The organism is Nonomuraea sp. SBT364 (assembly GCF_001083785.1).
In the GTDB taxonomy this organism is placed as follows: domain Bacteria; phylum Actinomycetota; class Actinomycetes; order Streptosporangiales; family Streptosporangiaceae; genus Nonomuraea.
The window spans coordinates 1-17,870 of sequence record NZ_LAVL01000165.1 but is presented as its reverse complement, the minus strand read 5'-3'; the positions used below and the strand labels follow the sequence as shown (position 1 = coordinate 17,870).

Here is a 17,870-nt window from a genome sequence, read left to right as displayed (position 1 = left end):
GGCCAGGGATTCGGCGGTTCGGCGGAGGTCCGGGAGGGCGGTGAGGACTCGGGTGGCGCGGTGGCGGCGGTCGCGGTCGGTCCCGGCGCCGAGGTCGGTGAGGAGCTCGTGGAAGCCGTCGCGCAGGCCGGCGCCGGGCTCCTGGCCCGCCGCCGCCAGCTTGGCCAGGCAGCGGGCGTACGTGGCGACCAGCCAGAAGACCGCTTCCCGGTGGAGACCGCGGTCGATGAGGTCGCGGCTGCCGTCGACGGCGATCGGGCGGGCCGCCTCGGTGATGTCCGAGGAGAAGCGGTACGCGGGGGCGTGCACGGGTGCGGCGCGGTCGAAGGCCCGTTCCAGGGCGGCCAGGTGGTGGCGCGCCCTGGACGGGGTGAGGGCCGCGCAGCCCAGCAGGTCGAGCAGGTACTCGTGGTAGCCGGAGAGGCCGCGCCCGGCCAGCAACTCGCCGGCCGCCTCGTACCGGCGGCGGATCGTCGGGTTGCGCAGCCCGGCCACGAGCAGGACGTGCGCGGTCACCCCGGTCCCGAAGAGCCACGCGGAGACCCGCCCGGCCGGCTCCCCGACGCCCTCCGAACCGGCCGGCGACCCGGAACCGGCCGATTCCCCGACGCCCGCGGCTGCGGTGGGCGGCTCCGCGGGCTCGGTGCCGGGTGGGGCGCCTGTCTCGGCCACGTCGGCGAGGAAGGCGCGTACGCGGTCGAGCGCGTGGTCGCAGCGGGCCAGGACCCAGTGGCGCTCGGCGAAGCGGCGGGCGACCTCGCGCTGGAGCGAGGTGAGCCGCCCGGTGGGGTCGGCGAGCACGCCGGGACGGTGGAACGCCCCCGCCAGATGGTAATCGCCGAGAACCGTCTGCGCGCTCCCGACGGCGGCGGCCGGGAGGCAGGACACCTCCAGGAGCACCCCCCGATGCCGGAACTTGCCGCCACCGGCGGACCGGGCGGGGTCGTCGAGCACCACCATCACGTCGACGTCGGAGGAGGCGGGCAGGACCGTGCCGGGCTCCGCCCACAGCGCGGACCCGGTGAGGAACGCGCCGGCGAACCCCGGCAGCCGCGCCCCTTCGGTGCGCGCCCACTCCCCCGCGACCCGCCTGGCTTCCTCGATCAGCATCCCGCCGAGCCTAGCGCCGCCAGGTTCGGCGCGGCCGTCCCCGGGCAGTCGTACGGGATGCGCGGCGCGGGCCCGGACCTGGAACGGCTGGTCCGCCGGGTGCTGATGGACGCGGGCTTCACCGTGGAGCCCGCGCCGGTCCCGGCGGACGGCGGGCTCAGCGTGTGGCGCGAGCCCGGCCGCGGGGTGGTGATCCGCTGGGACTTGCCCGCCCTCGGGGACGGGGCGGGTGGTGACACCATCCGGGTGGCGGTCCGGCTGGCGTTACGCGCGGTCCTGTCGGTCGCGGGCTTCGAGGTGTCGGAGGACGGTGACCGCCCCGAGATGGTGGTGCTTTCCTCACCGTAGCGGGCGGCCGACCTCGTGCAGGTGGCGCAGCGCCTGCCCCCAGGAGGCGAGCAGCCCGGCCTCGGCGTACGGGACGTCCAGGGACCGGCAGTAGTCGCGCACGATCGGCCGGGCCCGCCGCAGGTTGGGCGCGGGCATGCTGGGGAACAGGTGGTGCTCGATCTGGTAGTTGAGCCCGCCGAGCGCGACGTTGACGACCCGGCCGCCGCGTACGTTGCGTGAGGTCAGCACCTGCTTGCGCAGGAAGTCGAGCTCGTCGTCGCCGGTGAGCACCGGCATGCCCTTGTGGTTGGGGGCGAACGTGCAGCCCAGGTAGACGCCGAAGCACGCCTGGTGGACGAGGAGGAAGACGAGGGCCTTGCCGACCGGCAGGACGGCGAAGATCGCGGCCAGGTAGGCGACGTCGTGGGCGATGAGCAGGGCGGCTTCGGTGCCGCGGTTCTTGAGCGTGGGCCGGCGCAGCGAGCGCAGGCTGGAGACGTGCAGGTTGACGCCTTCGAGCGTGAGCAGCGGGAAGAACAGGAACGCCTGCCACCGGCCGACGAAGCGCGCCACCCCGCTGCTGTTCTCGGCCTGCTTGACGGACCAGACGAGCACGTCGGGCGCGACGTCGGGGTCGTGGTCCTCGTGGTTGGGGTTGGCGTGGTGGCGCGTGTGCTTGTCGGTCCACCAGCCGTAGCCGAGGCCGATGCCGAGGTTGCCGGCGACGAGCCCGGCGATGCGGCTGCGGCGGCGCGAGCGGAACACCTGGCCGTGCGCCAGGTCGTGGGCGAGCAGCGCGACCTGGGCGAAGACCACGGCCAGGAAGACGGCGACGAGGAGCTGCCACCAGGAGTCCCCGACGAGGGCGAACGCGGTCCAGCCGCCGGCGAACAGGCCCGCCACGACGGTCATGCGGACGGCGTAGTAGACGGGCCTGCGCTCCAGGAGCCCTGCCTGGGCGATGCGGCGGGACAACTGGGCGAAGTCGCTGCCCTGCCGTGCCGGACGTGCCGGGGCTTGGTCGATCGTCATGTCAGTCAAGCATCGTCGCCCGGCCCGGCGATCGGACTGCCGCTGCCACCCGTCTTGGTGGTAGGGCAGGCCCTACCACCAAGGGGCGCGCGCGGGGCTCAGCCGAGGCGGGTGACGAACTGCTCGTTCAGCGGCGGGGTGTCGCCGAACACGTGCAGGTCCTGACGGAATGTCCGCAGGTAGGCGTCCTTGTCATGGTAGGTCCCGGCCAGCGCGTCGCCGTAGTCGATCAGCTCGCCGTGCGCCCGCCTGCGCGGCTCGTACGCGGTCTCCAGCGACCGCTCCAGGAGGGCGGTGTCGCCGCCGGCGCCGATGATGGCCTCGGCGAGGATCTCGGCGTCGTGCAGCGTGTAGCTCATGCCCATGCCGGTCATCGGGTGGCAGGCGAACGCGGCGGAGCCGAGCAGCGCGGCGTTGCCCCGGTGGTAGGCGGGCACCCGCATGGCGGAGATCGGGATCGTCTGCCAGGCGGCGTTGCCGAGCACGTCGTAGGCGTCGGCGTTGTCGGTGACGAACGTCCTGAGCCCGTCGAGCAGCTCCGGCGTGCTGGGCTCGGCGTCCCCGGGCAGGCCGACGAACACCCTGGCCTGGTCGTGGTCGACCGGGTACAGGTAGCTGAACCAGCCGCTGGAGCTGAAGTAGAGCCGGTTGAGCTGGGCGATGCTGGCCGTCAGCGGCACGGTGGCGACGCGCAGCAGGTGCGGGTACGCGCTGGTCTTGCGCTCGACGCCGAGCGCCTGCCGTACGGCGGAGCGGGTGCCGTCGGCGCCGATGACGACGCCGGCCCGCAGCTCGCGGCCGTCGGCGAGGACGAGGTGGTCGATGCGGTCGCCGTCGCCGTCCAGCCGGTCGATGCGGGCGTCGAACAGGAACTCGACGCCCTCCATGGCGCAGCAGGAGTAGATGACCTCGACCAGCTCCCGGTAGGGCCGGATGAGGAACCCGTCGGGGTAGCGGCACTCCTGGATGGGCTGCCCGTCGTGGTAGTAGCGGACGATGTCGCGTTTGAGCGCGTGCCGTTCCACGAGGCCGGACAGGCCGTGGCGGGCGAGCACCTGCATGCCGGGGCGCTTGACGAAGTCGGCGCCGGCCGTCGGGACCGACGGTCCCTGCTCCACGACGACGACGTGCTTGCCGCCGCGTCCCAGCAACAGTGCCAGGAAGCAGCCGCCGAGCCCGGCGCCGACGATCGCTACGTCGCAGGATGTCATTGCCATGACGAGAGCCCTTCTGATGATCGAACGAGACGCGTGCCCCCATGGGCGCGGGTGGGCGAGCCGGGGGTGGCCCTCATGGCATGGGCCTGGGCTCGCCGCGGAGCGGGAACAGGATGGGGGGCTCGGCCGTTCGCGGCTGCCGGGCGCTCTCCGGGTTGTGCGGGCAGCAGCGCGTCGGCCTCGGCGGCGACCGCGGCGAGCGTGCTGCGGAGCTCCAGGAGCATGCGGCGCGGCACCAGAACCATGACCTCGCCGGTGGCGTGCGGCATGCGGAGCATCTTGATCAGGGCCAGGCTGCCGATCAGCACCGAGACGGCGACGCACAGCGCGAGCGCGCTGGCGAGGCCGCCCATGGGCCCGGCCATGAACGGGTGGTCGACGACGACCGAGACGGTGGCGACGCCCACGGCTCCGCCGACCATGCGCGACATGACGGCGGCGCCGACCGCGGAGGCGTACTGGTGCGGGTGGGCGGCCAGGGTGGTGGCCATCGAGGTGCCGGGCGCGAGCGCGCCGACGCCGACGCCGACGGCGACGGCGGCGGCCAGTCCCCACAGGGTCGGCCCGGTCTGCGCGAGCGCCACCACGCAGGCGCCGCCGGAGACGGTGGCGCCGAGGTAGATGAGCCCGTACGGGCCGATCTTCCGGACGATCTTGCCGCCGAGCCAGGCGGTGATCACCATGGCGATCGAGGTCGGGGTGAGCCAGAGGGCGACCTCCATCATGGAGAAGCCCACGTGCATGAGGTAGAGCGGCTGGAGGGTGAGCAGCCCGTAGGACAGGACGCCGAATCCCCACGTGGCCAGCCAGCCCCAGGCGAACCCGGGCCGGCGCCACAGCGTCAGGTCGATGGCGGGCACGCGGTGGCGGCGCGCCTGCGCGAGGGCGGCGGCGAGCAGGACGAGGGCGCCGCAGGCGAGCCACGCCGCGTCGGTGCCCCAGGCGGTGACCTTCGAGATGGCCAGCACGAGCGCGGCGATCGAGGCGGCCATCAGGCAGGCGCCGATCAGGTCGGGCCGGCTCTTGGCGTAGGTGCGACCGGCGCCGGCCGGCAGCCACGCGGTGGCGACCAGCAGCAGCAGGCCGACGACGACGACGGGCGCGAACAGGGAGCGCCAGCCGAAGGCGCCCGCCAGCCAGCCGGCGCCCGCCTGCATGAGCAGGCAGCCGAGGCCGGAGGCGGAGCTCCACAGCGCGATGGCGCCGCGCCGCTGCTGCTCGGGCAGTTCGCCCAGCAGGACGGCGAGGCTGGCGGGGATCATCGCGGCCGCGCCGGCGCCCTGGACGGCGCGGGCGGCCAGCACGAGCGGCCACGAGGGCATGGTGAGGGTCGCGATCCCGCCGGCGACGAACACCAGCAGGCCGATGACCAGCACGCGCCGCCTGCCGAACAGGTCGGCCCAGCGACCGGTGGTCGCCAGCAGCGCCGCGATCGGGACGAAGGCCGCGCTGGTCAGCCAGACCAGGTCGTTCAGCGGCATGCCGTTGCCGGCGTCGGTGTGGCGCATCAGGCCGACGGCGATCGTGGTGGCCGTGATGTCGGCCATCACCGCCAGCATGACGCCTGCTCCTACGAGCCGGAGCAGGGTCCCGCGCCGTACGACGGGGTGTCCCGCCTGGACGGCCGCTGGTGACGAGGGCACGTGGTCACCTCCATGAGAGCCTATGGTGGACCGCCGCCGGCGCGGGGTTCCGGCCCTGCGCGCCGGCCGGCGGTTGGGGAGATCAAGCGCTGTAGCGTCCCGGCGACACCAGGCCGTACGGGTCCATCGCGGTCTTGAGCCTGCGCAGCATGCCGAGCGTGTCGGGGGTGCTCTGCGCGTAGAGGTCGGCGGCCGAGTTGTCGATGTCGGAGCGGTAGATGGCGCACCCGTGGCCGCGCAGCAGGCCGCCGGCATCCTGGCGGAGCCGGTGGGCGCGCCGGGCGGCGTCGGCGTCGTCACGGTCGAAGAAGATCTGGATGACGCCGTTGGCGAGGTTCCTGCTGATGAGGTTCCACTCCAGCATGGCGGCGGTGCCGTTGCACTCCACGGCGGCGCGCAGCACCTGCAGGATGTTGTCGGTCGAGCGGCCGTCCATGGGAAGCTGCGGCAGCAGGGCGAGGAAGCCCATCTTGCCGGTGTCGATCTGGTCGCAGGACGACACGCCGAGCGCGTTGTGCACGCCGCGGCAGGTGGGGATGCCCTGCGCCATGAGCGCCCGCGGGTAGAGCGGGTCCTCGGGCATGACGGCCGTGGCGTCCAGGACGCGCAGTTCCTCGGCGCCCTCGACCTCCAGCAGCGCCTTGCGCAGCAGTTCCTCGGCCAGGCGGACGGTCTCGCCGCTGCCGAGCAGCGGGCCGACGATGGTGAACAGCTCGGGGTCCACCCCGGCCGGCGCGGTCCAGCCGCCGCGGCTGGGCACCAGCGCGACGTCGCGGACCCGCAGGAGCCCTTCGGCGGGGTGGCCGCGGCGCAGGAACGTTCCCATCGCGCCGACGGCCCGGCCGATCTGGTCGCGCGGGATGCGCGCGTGCACCAGGCCGAAGCTGGCCGGCCGGGGCACCAGGGTGATCGCCATGGCGGTGACGATGCCGAGGTTGCTCTGGACGAACGCGCCGGTCAGGTCGGGGCCGGCGACGCGGCCGCGGTAGCGGCCCCAGGTGTCGAGCCCGCCGGTGTGGACGAGGCTGCCGTCGGGCATGACGGCCTCGATCCCGGCCACGTCCTGGACGCGGGAGCGTACGGAGCCGTCGCCGCGCTCCAGCGCGTTGCCGAGGACGGAGGTGTCGGCGCATGAGGCGGTGACGTTCAGCAGCCACGGCGTGTCGCGCAGCTCGGCGGCGAGCTGGGCCTGGGTGACGGCGGGCTCGACGACGGCGAAGCCGTTGTCGAGGTCCAGGCTGCGGATGCGGTCGAGGCCGCTGAGGTCGACGACGACGTTGTCGTCCGTGGCGGGGACGTCCGAGCCCATCCCCCAGTTGCGGCCTGTGCTGATCGGGTAGATGCGGTGCCCGTCGGCGGCGGCGCGGCGCACCACGGCGCGCACCTCGGTGACGCTCTGCGGCCGTGCGACGCCCGCGACGACGCGCGAGCGGTGAGCTCCGACGTCCCGAACTGCCGACGCCAGTCGCGTTTGACCCTGCATGACACTCCTCTTTGCTGAGCTGTCGTCCCGTGTGGTTCCCGCCGGTGCGCTTCCCCGGCGGAATCCCCCCGCTGGTCCCGCGATCAGGCGGTGCGCTTGAGCAAGTCGTCGATGGAGCCGATGGCCCGGTGGGAGATCTCCCGGATCTGCTGGAGACGCTCGGTCACCTGGGTGTCGGGCTCCTCCGGAGGAAGTTCCTCCGGGGCTTCCAGCACGGCGAAACGCGGCCGGCGCGGCGGGTCGGCGCTGTAGGGGTGGCGGTAGTTGTCGGTGTGGAGGGACATGACGTGGGCTCCTACCGTGGGGGTGCGGTCAGCCGTGCCTCTGTAAACTTCCACTAATTCTGTGAGTCATGATCCTGCCAATTACCCCCCTCCTGTCAACTGCCACTTAACGACGGGAGCCGGTCGCTCGCCCGCCTCCGGGGCCGCGCCTCTCGCCCGTCGCAGGGCGGCACGCCCGCCGCTCCAGCCGCGCCAGTTCGCCGTTTCGGCAGGACTCGTAAGGTAAATGCGGCTCATCAGGCCATTCGTGATCTAGAGTCCGCCATATGGCGCTAAGGCAAGATGAACGTCCCCTGAGGCCGGGAAAAGGCGACCCCGCGGTTACAGCGGGGGACCCCGATTCGCGGGTTCCGTCGCGGTGGTCGCGGCGGCCTGCCTCCTGCCGGTGCTGCCCGCACGGGGGGTCGCGGGGGTCGCGTACTGCCGGGTGCCGGATGCGAAACTGACCGATCCGGCATGGATCTACCCCAGTCCGCGCCCCGCGTCGGCCGAACCGGGCGCGCGTGAGCGGCTGGACTTCGCCGGGTTCCCGAACGCCTCGGCGATCGACACGGCCGGGACCGACGGGTCGCCGACACAGCGGGTGCTCGTCACGTACTCCAGGAACGTCGACGCCGTGATGGCGTACACCAGTGCCGAGGCCGTCTCCGTGGACGGCGGCGTGACGTTCGGCGCGCCGGCCGACACACCGTTGCGGGAGGCGCCGATCCAGCTGCACGACGGCCGGCTGTTCGCCACCGCGTACTACCTGACCAGGCAGGACGAGCACACCAACCGGCTGCCCGTCTTCACCTCGGCGGGGGTCGGGCAGCCGTGGACGCGTACCGAGGCCACGTTCAGCAGCCCCGGCGAGCTGATCGGCGGCGGGGTGGCGCACGGGCTGCCGATCCAGCTCGCCGACGGCACGATCCTGGTGTCGGTCTACACCCGCTACACCGACACCGGCGAGCACCAGGCCGAGGTGTACGCCAGCGCGGACGGCGGCCTGACGTTCGCCAGGCGCGGCGTCATCGCCCGGCCGGCCGGCGGGCACGTGTACAACGAGGCGGCGATCGAGCAGACGGCCGACGGCAGCCTGCTGGCGGTGCTGCGCCGCGAGGGCGGCCAGTACGCCACGCTGGCCACCAGCCGCTCGTCCGACGGCGGCGTGACCTGGTCGCCGGTACGTGAGCTGGCCTTCGAGGGCCAGAACTGCCTGGTCCGCGGTGTCGCGCCGCGCCTGCTGCTGATGCCGGGCGGCACCCTGGTGCTGAGCGCGGGCCGCCCGGACGTGTGGCTGGCGCAGTCGCGCGACGGGCTCGGCGAGACGTGGGCGGACCCGCTGGTGACCTACCACAACCGCGACGGCGTCTACGACGCGCACGGCACGTCCGGCTACACGGGCGTCGCCGCGGTCGGGCCGTACCGGCTGCTGCAGGTCTTCGACAACTGCAAGCTGCCGGGCGTGCGCCCCGGCGGCGGGCTCAACGAGACCGCCTGCCCGGCCCGCGGGCGCTTCGAGCACGGGAGCTGGTACGGGATCCGGCACCGGACGATCGACCTGCCCGAGCCGGCCCCGGGCAGGCTGGACCTGGCGGCGCTGCACCGGGCGGGCACCCTGGCCGTGGACTCGACGATGACCTGGTCGAGCGCGTCACGGCCGCGCACGCGCGCGAGCGGCGCGTTCGACGGGAGCACGGCCTACTGGTCGAGCGCCGTGGCCGCCGGCGGGCCGGGCACGCTCACGCTGGGCTTCGACCGGGCGCGGTCGTTCACCCGGATCGCGCTCAGCCTGCGGCCGGGGCATCCGGCGGGGGCCCGCGTGTACGTGTCGGCGGACGGGGTCTCCTGGGGAGAGCCGGTGGCGACCGTCACGGACCGGACGGACTACGCGATGCGCCACCTGACCTTCGACCCGCCGGTGGAGGGCAAGCACGTGAGAATCGTCGCCGACGAGAGCGCCGGTTGCGATCCCGAGATCGGCGCGACCTGCGCGATGCTCAACGAAGTCGAGCTTTACGCGGAGCCCTGACAAATGCCATGACAATCTCTGACATGACAATTTTTGATTGAAATTCAAACTTCATTGGAAATGGCGGGAAACGCGGCGCGCTCCCGCCACATCCGGGCCGCCTCTCAGCGGTCGCCGCGCGTGTCGCGGTCGCGGCGGGCGCCCTCGTCCAGGGGCCTGCCGTCCTGGTCCTGCTCGACGTCGAGGTGCTCCTTGCGCACCTTGCCGCGCACCTTCTCCTCACGGCTGACCCGTTCCTTGTGCACGTGCACCCGCTCGACCGGCGTGGTCTCGGTGCCGACGACGGGGCGCTCCTCGTAGAGGGTGATGACCTCCTCGTCCTCGCCGATCCGCCCGTCCATCGGGCCGGCGTCGGTGACGGCCTCGCGCTCGATCACGACCTCGTCGTGCGCGAGCGGCACGGTCTGCTCGACGTCCTCGCTCTCGACGTACTTGCGCAGCCGCACGTGGCCGGCCTCCCGGCGCTCCTTGCCGACGTGCATGTGCTCCTCGGAGCGGGTCATGTCGATGTCGCCGTCGCGCTCGCGACCGCGCTGCCCCTCGCGCTCGCCCTCGCGCATCGCCTTGCCGGTGCCCGCGGTCATGCCGGCGGGCCCCTCGGGCTTGCGCTGGGCCGGGATGTTCGACGGCTGCATGCCGTAGTAGCGGTAGAGCGACGCCTCCTCCTCCAGGGTCAGGCGGTCGTCCACGTCGACGTTGGGCGCGCCCTTGATGGTCTCCTTGTCGAAGGGGGCGCGGATCTCCCCGCCCGAGCGGCGCGAGCCGGCCAGCGGCACGAAGGTCTGCCGCATGCCGAACATGCCCGTGCGCACCGTCACCCACTCCGGCTCGCCGGTGCGGTCGCTGAGGAAGACCTGGCCCACCTTGCCGATGTGCTGGCCGTCCGAGCCGATGACATGGCAGTCGAGCAGACTGCGGATCTCTGTTTGCATAGCCACGACGATTCCCCCGAATTGTTCGTCCCGCGGCCCGTTGAATGGCCGACAGGTGGCTCAAATCGGACAAATACCCCGCTTATCCGCAAGTGCACGCCTTATCTGCAGGTTTTGCCGGATCCCGGAATTCAGCCCGTCTTCATCGCCTCCTTGATCATGTCCAGGTGGTGCTGCAACTGGGGCAACGCGTCCTCGGCCATCGCCTTCACCCCGGACGAGGAGCCCTTCTTGATCTCGGTCTGGGTCTCGGCGATGGCCTCGCTGTGCTCCTTGCGCATGGCCGCGAGGAACTCCTGGTCGAAGTCCGCGCGCGAGGCCGACTCCAGAGCCTGGGCGGCCTTCTTCTGCGCGCCCGAGGCGGTGGTCGGCAGCTTGACGCCCAGCTTGCCCGCGGCGTCCGTGAGCTTCTCGTCGAGCGCCGTGTGGTCCTCGACCAGCAGTTCACCGACCTCCTTGACCTTGGCGGCGGTGGCCTTGTCCGCCGCGAGCCGGCCGGCCTGGACCTCGGCCAGGTTGCCCTGGTGGATCTTCTTCATCCAGATCCGGTCCTGGTCGGACAGTTCCCCCGCGGTGGCCGTGCCGGTCGCCGTGGGCGACGGGGCCGGTGACTCCAGCCCCGCCGAGGTCCTCGCGTCGGCACAGCCCGAGGCGGCGGCGACGGCGGCCACCAGCAGGAAGAGATGTCGGATACGCATGAACGGTCCTCCAGGTCACTGTCGGTGAGTGTCGATCACGAACAGTAATAAGCCGTTCGCGTTCGCGGCCGCGCCATGCCGCGCCGGACGCCGCGCACCGAACCGTAAAGATTTCGGCCGTGGATGGTTGGGTCCCGCCGAGGGGGGAAGGGCAGCCAACTCATGTACGTCGAAAACGAGGAGGAGCCCTGGTGCTCACCCTGACAGCCAACGCAGCGCAGGCCATCCGCGACCTGACGGCGACGGCGCCCCAGCCGGCCCAGAGCGGCATCCGCATCTCGTCCGAGGGCGACAGCGCCAACTCGCTGACCCTGTCCCTGGCCACGGCTCCCGAGCCCGCCGACGAGGTGGTGGAGGCCGAGGGCGCCCGCGTCTACCTCGATCCGGTGGCGGCCACGGTGCTGGAGGACAAGTCTCTCGACGCCGGAGCCGACGACCAGGGAGCCGTGTCCTTCCTGGTCACCGACCGCCCGGTCGGATCTGCCTGATCCGCCTGATCCGGTCCGGTACGCGCCGCGTACCGGACCGGAGGCGTGTCAGGCCGCGAGCAGCTTGTGCAGGTAGCGGAGCTGCTCCTCACGCTGGTAGCCGCTGCCGCCCTCGTGGTCGTTCCACGGCCAGACGGTGATCTCCTTGGCGCCCTGCCAGTGGTTGTAGCTCGCGAACACCGTCGAAGGCGGGCAGGTCAGGTCCATCAGCGCCACCGAATACAGCGCCGGCACCCGGCCGCGGGCCGCGAAGTTCATCCCGTCGAAGTACGACAGCGTGCGGAAGACCTGGTCGGCGACCTCGCGCCGGGTCGACAGGAAGCGCACGATCTCCCGGTAAGGGTCACGGTCGGTGATCTCGACCGCCCGGCGGAAGTGCGTCAGGAACGGCACGTCGATGAGCGCCGCCTTGACGCCCGGGTGCAGCGCGGCGGTCGCCTGCGCGATGCCGCCGCCCTGGCTGCCGCCCGAGACGACGATCCGCCCGGCGTCGACCGCGGGGTGCTCCGCCACCGCGTCGACCGCCCGCACGGCGTCGGTGAACACGCGCCGGTAGTAGTAGTCGTCCGGGTCCATGATCCCGCGCGTCATCATGCCGGGCGCCTGGGGGTTGGCGCTGCCGTGCGGGTCGCCGGTGGAGCCCGGGTTGGCGAAGTTGGCGCCGCCGTGGCCGCGGGTCTCCATCACGAACACCGCGTAGCCGGCCGCCGGCCACATCAGGTGGTCGTGCGGGAAGCCGCGGCCGCCGCTGTAGCCGATGTAGTGCACGACGCAGGGCACCGGCCCGTCCACGCCGCGCGGCACCAGGAACCAGCCGTTGATCCGGTGCCCGCCCCAACCGGCGAACGAGACGTCGAACACGTCCACGTGGGCGTAGGGGGCGTCGTAGGGGGTGTACGCGGCGTCCAGGGCGAACTCCCGCGCCTCCCCCAGCGTGCGGGCCCAGAAGTCGTCGAAGTCGGCGGGCTCGTCACGTTCCGGGCGGTAGTCGCGGAGCTGCTCAAGCGGCAGGTCGAACAGAGGCACTGCAAAACTCCAGCCTGTAGAGGGTCAGTGATATTTCACCCTATGAAGCCTGGTAAACGCTATCCCCCGGCTTTCTGGGTAGTGCGGGCGGATGGACCTCATCCAGACCTCCGGCCCCCATCTGGCCCCCGGCATGATCCTGGACGCGCCGGTGGAGTACGACGATCTGCTGCTGCGCTTCGGCGACGACTGCGAGTCACGCGCGGAGCTGCTGCGCGACGAGACCGGCCGCCCGATCCTGCGCGTGGGCGGCTACATGACGATGGACGGCACGGTGGTGGCCGAGCGCGTGTGGACGGTGAGCGAGCTCATCGAGAGCGCCGGCCGCCGCCTCATCCGCCTGGGCGACCCCGTCGGTTGAGTGAACCCGTCGGCTGAGTGAACCCGTCGGCCGGGCGCCTACGCCCGGCAGCCGCCGGCGAGGGCCGCCACCTTCCAGGCCGCGCCCGGGAACGGGGACATGAAGTGGGTCAGCAGGTCGACCGCGTAGTCCGGCGTCTGGCCGCCCGGGTCCAGGAACGAGACCATCTGCTGCCCGTCGGCACCGCGCAGCGTGATGGCGTCGCCCTTGCCGCGCGCGGCGAAGCCCGGTTTGGCGCTGACCGTCAGGCAGGCGAGCCGGACACCGGCCGCCGCGATCTCGGGCCGGGTGGAGATGCGGCGCAAGCGCTGGTCGTAGCGGCGCGGCGCGAGTGACGTGGCCGCCCCGAGGCGCACCGACTCGCGGAAGACGTCCTCGCCGATGTGCCGGCTGAGCCGGACGCCCAGCGTGACGTCGGGGCGCAGGTCCACGCCCCGGGCACGCAGCGTGAGCCGGTCGTAGTCGCCCTCGAAGCCCGGCGTCAGGTAGCCGAGCGCGGGCGGCGCCTTCAGCCCGAACGGGACCCGCCCCGGCCGCACCCTGAGCCGCGACACCTTCCGCACGGCCAGCGACAGGTCGGCGACGGAGCTGCGGCCGAGCGCGAAGTCCCCGTTGACCTGGTAGGACAGGAACCCGCCGGTGTAGGGGACGTCCTGGGCGGCCCGCACCCGCTGGCGGGCGACCGGGTCGACGGTGAGCCCGGCGCGCAGCGCGACCCGGCCGGTGGGCACCGGCCGGGACACCAGGTCGAGCGACAGGTCGGGGCCGAGCCTGACGGTGGTGTCGGCGGCCAGGTCGGTGACGGAGAGCGACACGTCGCCCAGCCGCCCGGAGCGGTCGGCGAGCCCGCCGTCCACCCGCAGGTGCCCGTCGAGCGTGGACAGCCCGCCTTCCGCCTTGTACGTGACGGCGGGGACGCGCAGCCCCGTGGCCGAGGCGTCGGCGTCCACCCCGAAGCGGGCGGGCACGTCCGCGAACCGCAACTCCCCGTTCCCGGCTCCCGGCACCGTCACCTGGGCGCTGAGCCGCTTGACAGGCGCGGAGTTGATCACCCGGATCCGGGTCCTCGCCCCGTACGTCCCGTGCACGGCCACGGCGGCGGGCACCGGCGCGACGGCGACCCGCCCCCGCACGCCGCCCACCTCGGCGTGCACGGCGAGGGTGCCGAGCGTGGCCGCGGGCTCGATGCGATAGGCGGCCTCGACGACGCTCCCCTGATCGGCGGCCGTCACCCCGAAGGGGCCCACGGACATGCGGGTGATCCGCGACGGCAGGCCGGTGAGCCGCGCGGCGGCCTTGACCGGCGCCGGCGCGAGGACCGTGCTCGCCAGGTAGAGGCCGAGGCCCCGGCCGCCCGGCCGGTACCCGTCGAAGGTGAACGTCTTCCTGGCCAGATCCACCGTCACCTTCTCCGGCAGTCCGCGCACGTCCAGGTGCGCCCGGACGCCGAAGCACCCGTTGGCGGCGCAGAACGCGCCCGGCGCGCACTCCCGGCCGCCCGGCCGGCAGCCGCCGTCGACCAGCGAGATGCCGTCCCGCAGCGCCGGCGCGGCCTTCAGGTCACGCAGCGCGCCGGCCTTGCCGGCCCAGGCGCGGGCGCGCACGTCCATCCGGGTGCCCGTGTACGTGACCTGCCCGCCCGACACCGACACCGCGAGCCGTCCGGGCGCCGGCCCGGCGGTGCCGAGCAGCCCGGCGCGCACGTCGCCGAGGGTGACGTCGGCGGACAGGGCGAGGGTCTGCGGGGCGGCGCGGACGTCGGCGGCGAACCCGCCGTCCGACGGCGTGAAGCTGACGGCGCGCAGCCCCTCGACCCGCACGGCGCCGTCCAGGTCGCCGGACGCCTCGTCGTAATGGGCGGCCAGGTGCGGCCCCGCCGGGACCTTGGCGCCGTCGTGGTTGGTGAACGCGAGCGCCGCCGAGCCCACCGGCCCCGACAGCCCGCGGAAGCGGTAGCCGCGCGGGTCCCAGGAGGCGTCGAAGCGGGCGGGCACGCCGGTCACCCGGGCGGCGGCCCGTACCTTCCGGCCGCCGACGGTGGCGCGGGCGAGCGCGTCCACCGAGCGGACGGGCGCGCCGGCGGTCCAGGTCAGGGCCCTGGCGGCGGTGTCGGCGACCAGTTCGGCCCGTTTCCCGGGGCCGGTCACCGTGGCGCTCAGGTCGGCGCCGCCGCTCCTGGCGTGGAGCCGGATCTCCCGCAGCGGCGCCGATCCGGCGACGGCGGCCCTCGACCGCTCCCCCAGCTCCCACGAGGCCCGGACGTCGCCGCGCACGCCCCGCGCGGTGACGTCGACGGCGGGGCCGGAGCGCGTGTTCGCGTAGGCGGCGCGCACCTCACCGATCGTGCCGGCGGACCGGTAGACGGCCTTGCCCGTGGGGTCGAGGGCGACGTCCACCTTCTCGGGCGTGTTCGACAGCTCCAGCCTGGCCCGGTGCACGCCGTCGACGCTCGCCGCGCCGGTGAACGACCGCCCGCCGCCCGCCTCCAGCCGCGCCCGGGGACGCGGCCCGTACGTGACGTCGAACGACGACAGCTTGGTGAGCAGCGCCGAGACGCCGTACGCGGCCCCGTTCTTGATCATGGTGACGTGGCCGCCGCGCGGGGTGGCGAGCGCGCCCCCGCCGCGCTGCAGCACGGCCTCGAACCTGCCCACGGGCGAACTGGCCGACTGCCGCACCCGGTGCGCCGCCGGGTCGTTGGTCAGGCGCAGGCTGGCGGGCAGTCCGGTCAGCTCGGCGCGCAGCACGCTGCGGCCCGCCGCCCGGTCGTAGTACAGGACGCGGGCCGATCCGGCCCGGCCGCGCCGGCTGCCGAAGGTCAGCACCTGCTTGCCGCCCTCGGCCGCGTACCCGGCCGTCAGGACGGGCGGCAGGTCGCGCAGCTCGACGCTCGCCACGCGGGCGAGCCGGCCCTCGCTGTAGTGGTGGTCGTGCAGCTCGGCGCGGCCGATCCCGGCCGGCGCGGAGAACGTGGCCTCGCCGTCCTTCAGCGTCACCCGGGCGCGCTTCGGCATGCGGTCGAGCACCGCGCGGGTGACGCGGCTGCCGGTGATCGCGAGCGCCTCCAGGCGGGCGGGAGCCGACGCGGTCACGTCCAGGCGCGGCGAGGCGAGGCTCGCGTCCACGGTGAGCCGGTCGGTGGCGGGCGTCTGGCTCAGGCTCACCATCGCCCGGCCGGTCAGGCCCGCGACCGTCGTGGCTGACGCCCCCGGGTCCGTACGGGTCACGCTCGCCTTCACGTTCCCGCCCGACAGGCCGACGGTGAACGTGCCCCGGTCGGTGCCGGACATCAGGCCGTCGAACCCGACCGAGACGCGCCCGTCGTACTCCGCCCACACCCGGGCGCGGGCGGCCGGCTTTCCGGGCAGCCGCTTGACGGTGAAACCCAGTCCGACCTCGGACTCCTGCGGCTTGGCCGACGGCAGCAGGTACGCCGCCACGTCGGGCGCGCCGTCGCCGGTGACGTCCGCGGCGACCGGCTTGGCCAGCGGCTGCGGGCCCGAGCACGAGACGGGCACCTGCTCGCTCTCGACGCAGAGCCGGTACGTCAGGCCGGGCACCTGCTTGGCGAGCCGGCCGAACAGCCCGGCGACGGGGGCCTTCAGCGCCAGCGGCGCGGCGGCGGCGGTGCCGGGCAGCAGGTCGCGGGCCGACGGGGGCCCGTCGCCTGCCGCTTCCGTGCCGGGGGTGCGCGCGCTCCGGCGGGCCTCGGCCTCGATCCTGTCGGCGAGCGCCGGGCCCGCCGGGGTCGTCACCTCGGGCTCCCGCGGCCCCGTGCGGGCTTCCCCGGGCTCGGCCAGCGCCGGCGACGGCTCCAGCTTGACGTCCGCCTGCGCGCCGTCCGGCGTGGGCACCGGCGGAACGGCCTGCCGGACGGGCTTCATCTGGGACCCGGCCGCCCGGAGAGGGACCGGTTGGGCCGGCGCCGGGTGCGGGGTGGCCGCCAGGGCGGTGATCGCCATGGAGAAGGAAGCGAGCACGCGGCCCACGGCGTGCCGGCACGGCATGGCGCAAAACCCCCCGAAGTCATCCCGTCACCAACAGAAGTGACGAGACGACCACATATCCTGACTTGTAGTCAAGCGTGGGGCTCCAGGCTACTGACGGTAAGGGCGGAGCCGGGGCCACCAGCCCGGCACCTCGGCCACGAACCGCGCGGACGCCAGGACGAGCACCGCGACCCCGGCGAGAGCATCTCCCGGCGGGAGAGAAGCCGTGGGCCCAGGAAGACGGTGGTCCCGGGGGCCACGAGGAAGCAGGCCGTGCCGCCGATGGCCGGGGCGCGGCGGGCGCCGAACGAACGGATGCCGTACCCGCCAGGCGGGTACGGCATCCGTTGTCAAACAGGACGGGCGCGCCGGGGCGCCCGCGGATCAGTCGTCGTCGTGGTCACGGTGACGGCTGGGACCGTAGTCGCGATCGAAACGGTCGTGGTCGCCGAACCAGCGGCGGTCGTCGTCCCAGTCGTGGTCACGGTCGTTGTGCGCCCACCACGGCTCCGGCTCGTGGTGCTTGTGCGGCCACCACGGCTTGTGGATGATCTTTCCGGGAGGGCCCTGGGGACCCTCGGGGCCCTGCGGACCTGCCGGACCCTGCGGGCCGCGGGGGCCCGCCGGACCCTGCGGGCCACGCCTGCAGTGGTGGTGGTGACGGTGGCAGCGGTGACGCCAGCCGCCCCACCAGCGGTGGCCGCAGTGGCGGTGCCGGCAGCCCAGGAGGGGCTTCTCGTGCGCGCCGGCGAGAACGCCCGCCTGGACGGCGGTGCTCGCCACCTGAGCCGTGCTCGCGCCGGCAGCCTGGGCCGCCGGGAGAAGCATGACGCTGGCGGCAGCGGTCGCGAGCGCCAGGGTGGCTGCCCGCTTGAGCGCGCGCGGCGCTCGACTCTCAGTGTTCATGGGCGATCGTTTCCGTTCATGGGTTTATCGACCTGGACGCGGGGCGCCGACTCGCACGCCTCGCGACAGCCGCAGATATACCCTCGCCCCCGATCTCTGTTATCCAGTCGAACAGCAATGGATGATCAAAGGATCGCCATTCACGCGCACCTTTTGAACGTAATTCAATTTGTCCGGATTTAGCGGGATAACAATGGCTCGTGGGCCTTTACGGAAAAAGGCAGTTCGCCGGGGTGCGCGTGCACCGATCCGGGAAACTAGTGGCGTATGATCAACGTCTTGATTCTCGCGCTGGGCCTGAGCCTGCCGCTCGCGCCCGCCGTCCCCGCCCCCGGCGGCGGCGGGGCCGGGGGCGGGGAC

The 17,870-nt window shown here is 73.3% G+C and carries 15 protein-coding genes; 4 read left to right on the top strand and 11 right to left on the bottom strand.

The window, feature by feature from the left end; translation table 11 throughout:
* The coding region (locus ADY59_RS39605) for a hypothetical protein (protein ID WP_049574017.1) at positions 1-1,110 on the bottom strand (1,110 nt) is incomplete at its 3' end.
* Positions 1,111-1,167: 57 nt separating this feature from the next.
* Here ADY59_RS39605 and ADY59_RS39600 point away from each other — a divergent pair.
* Complete coding sequence (locus ADY59_RS39600; RefSeq protein ID WP_049574014.1) at positions 1,168-1,458, top strand: hypothetical protein; 291 nt, start codon at positions 1,168-1,170, stop codon at positions 1,456-1,458.
* Here ADY59_RS39600 and ADY59_RS39595 read toward each other — a convergent pair.
* The 5 genes from ADY59_RS39595 to ADY59_RS39575 all read right to left on the bottom strand — a co-directional run bounded on the left by ADY59_RS39595 (position 1,450) and on the right by ADY59_RS39575 (position 7,099).
* Positions 1,450-2,472 (bottom strand): fatty acid desaturase family protein, encoded by a 1,023-nt coding sequence (locus ADY59_RS39595; RefSeq protein ID WP_049574012.1) that lies wholly within the window; start codon positions 2,470-2,472, stop codon positions 1,450-1,452. The genes ADY59_RS39600 and ADY59_RS39595 overlap by 9 nt on opposite strands.
* 98 nt (positions 2,473-2,570) lie before the next feature.
* Positions 2,571-3,689 (bottom strand): FAD-dependent monooxygenase, encoded by a 1,119-nt coding sequence (locus ADY59_RS39590; RefSeq protein ID WP_082310749.1) that lies wholly within the window; start codon positions 3,687-3,689, stop codon positions 2,571-2,573.
* Entirely contained in the window at positions 3,680-5,332 is a 1,653-nt protein-coding gene (locus tag ADY59_RS39585) for an MFS transporter (protein ID WP_197094067.1), read from the bottom strand. Before ADY59_RS39585 ends, ADY59_RS39590 begins: the two co-directional genes overlap by 10 nt.
* Positions 5,333-5,414: 82 nt before the next feature.
* Positions 5,415-6,815 carry an FAD-binding oxidoreductase gene (locus ADY59_RS39580; protein ID WP_082310747.1) on the bottom strand — a complete coding sequence of 467 codons (1,401 nt, stop codon included), beginning with the start codon at positions 6,813-6,815 and terminating at the stop codon, positions 5,415-5,417.
* Positions 6,816-6,898: 83 nt separating this feature from the next.
* Positions 6,899-7,099 carry a hypothetical protein gene (locus ADY59_RS39575; protein WP_049574003.1) on the bottom strand — a complete coding sequence of 67 codons (201 nt, stop codon included), beginning with the start codon at positions 7,097-7,099 and terminating at the stop codon, positions 6,899-6,901.
* 385 nt (positions 7,100-7,484) lie between these two features.
* Between ADY59_RS39575 and ADY59_RS39570 the strand changes: the two genes are divergently transcribed.
* Positions 7,485-9,110 carry an exo-alpha-sialidase gene (locus ADY59_RS39570; protein WP_156326014.1) on the top strand — a complete coding sequence of 542 codons (1,626 nt, stop codon included), beginning with the start codon at positions 7,485-7,487 and terminating at the stop codon, positions 9,108-9,110.
* Between the two features lie 104 nt (positions 9,111-9,214).
* On the opposite strand, the gene ADY59_RS39565 is transcribed toward ADY59_RS39570, so the two are convergent.
* Positions 9,215-10,042, bottom strand: coding sequence for a PRC and DUF2382 domain-containing protein (locus tag ADY59_RS39565; RefSeq protein WP_049573998.1), 828 nt, complete (start codon positions 10,040-10,042; stop codon positions 9,215-9,217).
* 131 nt (positions 10,043-10,173) lie between these two features.
* A complete protein-coding gene (locus ADY59_RS39560) occupies positions 10,174-10,740 on the bottom strand; it encodes a DUF4142 domain-containing protein (protein ID WP_049573995.1) in 567 nt (188 codons plus the stop codon).
* A 191-nt stretch (positions 10,741-10,931) separates the two neighbouring features.
* Between ADY59_RS39560 and ADY59_RS39555 the strand changes: the two genes are divergently transcribed.
* Positions 10,932-11,228: a Fe-S cluster assembly protein HesB gene (locus ADY59_RS39555; protein WP_049573993.1), complete on the top strand. Its 297-nt coding sequence runs from the start codon at positions 10,932-10,934 to the stop codon at positions 11,226-11,228.
* A 48-nt stretch (positions 11,229-11,276) separates the two neighbouring features.
* Here ADY59_RS39555 and ADY59_RS39550 read toward each other — a convergent pair whose 3' ends face one another.
* Complete coding sequence (locus ADY59_RS39550; RefSeq protein WP_049573990.1) at positions 11,277-12,254, bottom strand: acetylxylan esterase; 978 nt, start codon at positions 12,252-12,254, stop codon at positions 11,277-11,279.
* Positions 12,255-12,345: 91 nt separating this feature from the next.
* Between ADY59_RS39550 and ADY59_RS39545 the strand changes: the two genes are divergently transcribed.
* Positions 12,346-12,615 carry a hypothetical protein gene (locus ADY59_RS39545; protein ID WP_049573987.1) on the top strand — a complete coding sequence of 90 codons (270 nt, stop codon included), beginning with the start codon at positions 12,346-12,348 and terminating at the stop codon, positions 12,613-12,615.
* Positions 12,616-12,653: 38 nt separating this feature from the next.
* On the opposite strand, the gene ADY59_RS39540 is transcribed toward ADY59_RS39545, so the two are convergent.
* Positions 12,654-16,595, bottom strand: a complete 3,942-nt coding sequence (locus ADY59_RS39540; protein WP_156326012.1) for a hypothetical protein — start codon at positions 16,593-16,595, stop codon at positions 12,654-12,656.
* A 393-nt stretch (positions 16,596-16,988) separates the two neighbouring features.
* Positions 16,989-17,510 carry a hypothetical protein gene (locus tag ADY59_RS53585; protein WP_049573982.1) on the bottom strand — a complete coding sequence of 174 codons (522 nt, stop codon included), beginning with the start codon at positions 17,508-17,510 and terminating at the stop codon, positions 16,989-16,991.
* Positions 17,511-17,870 lie beyond the last annotated feature (360 nt).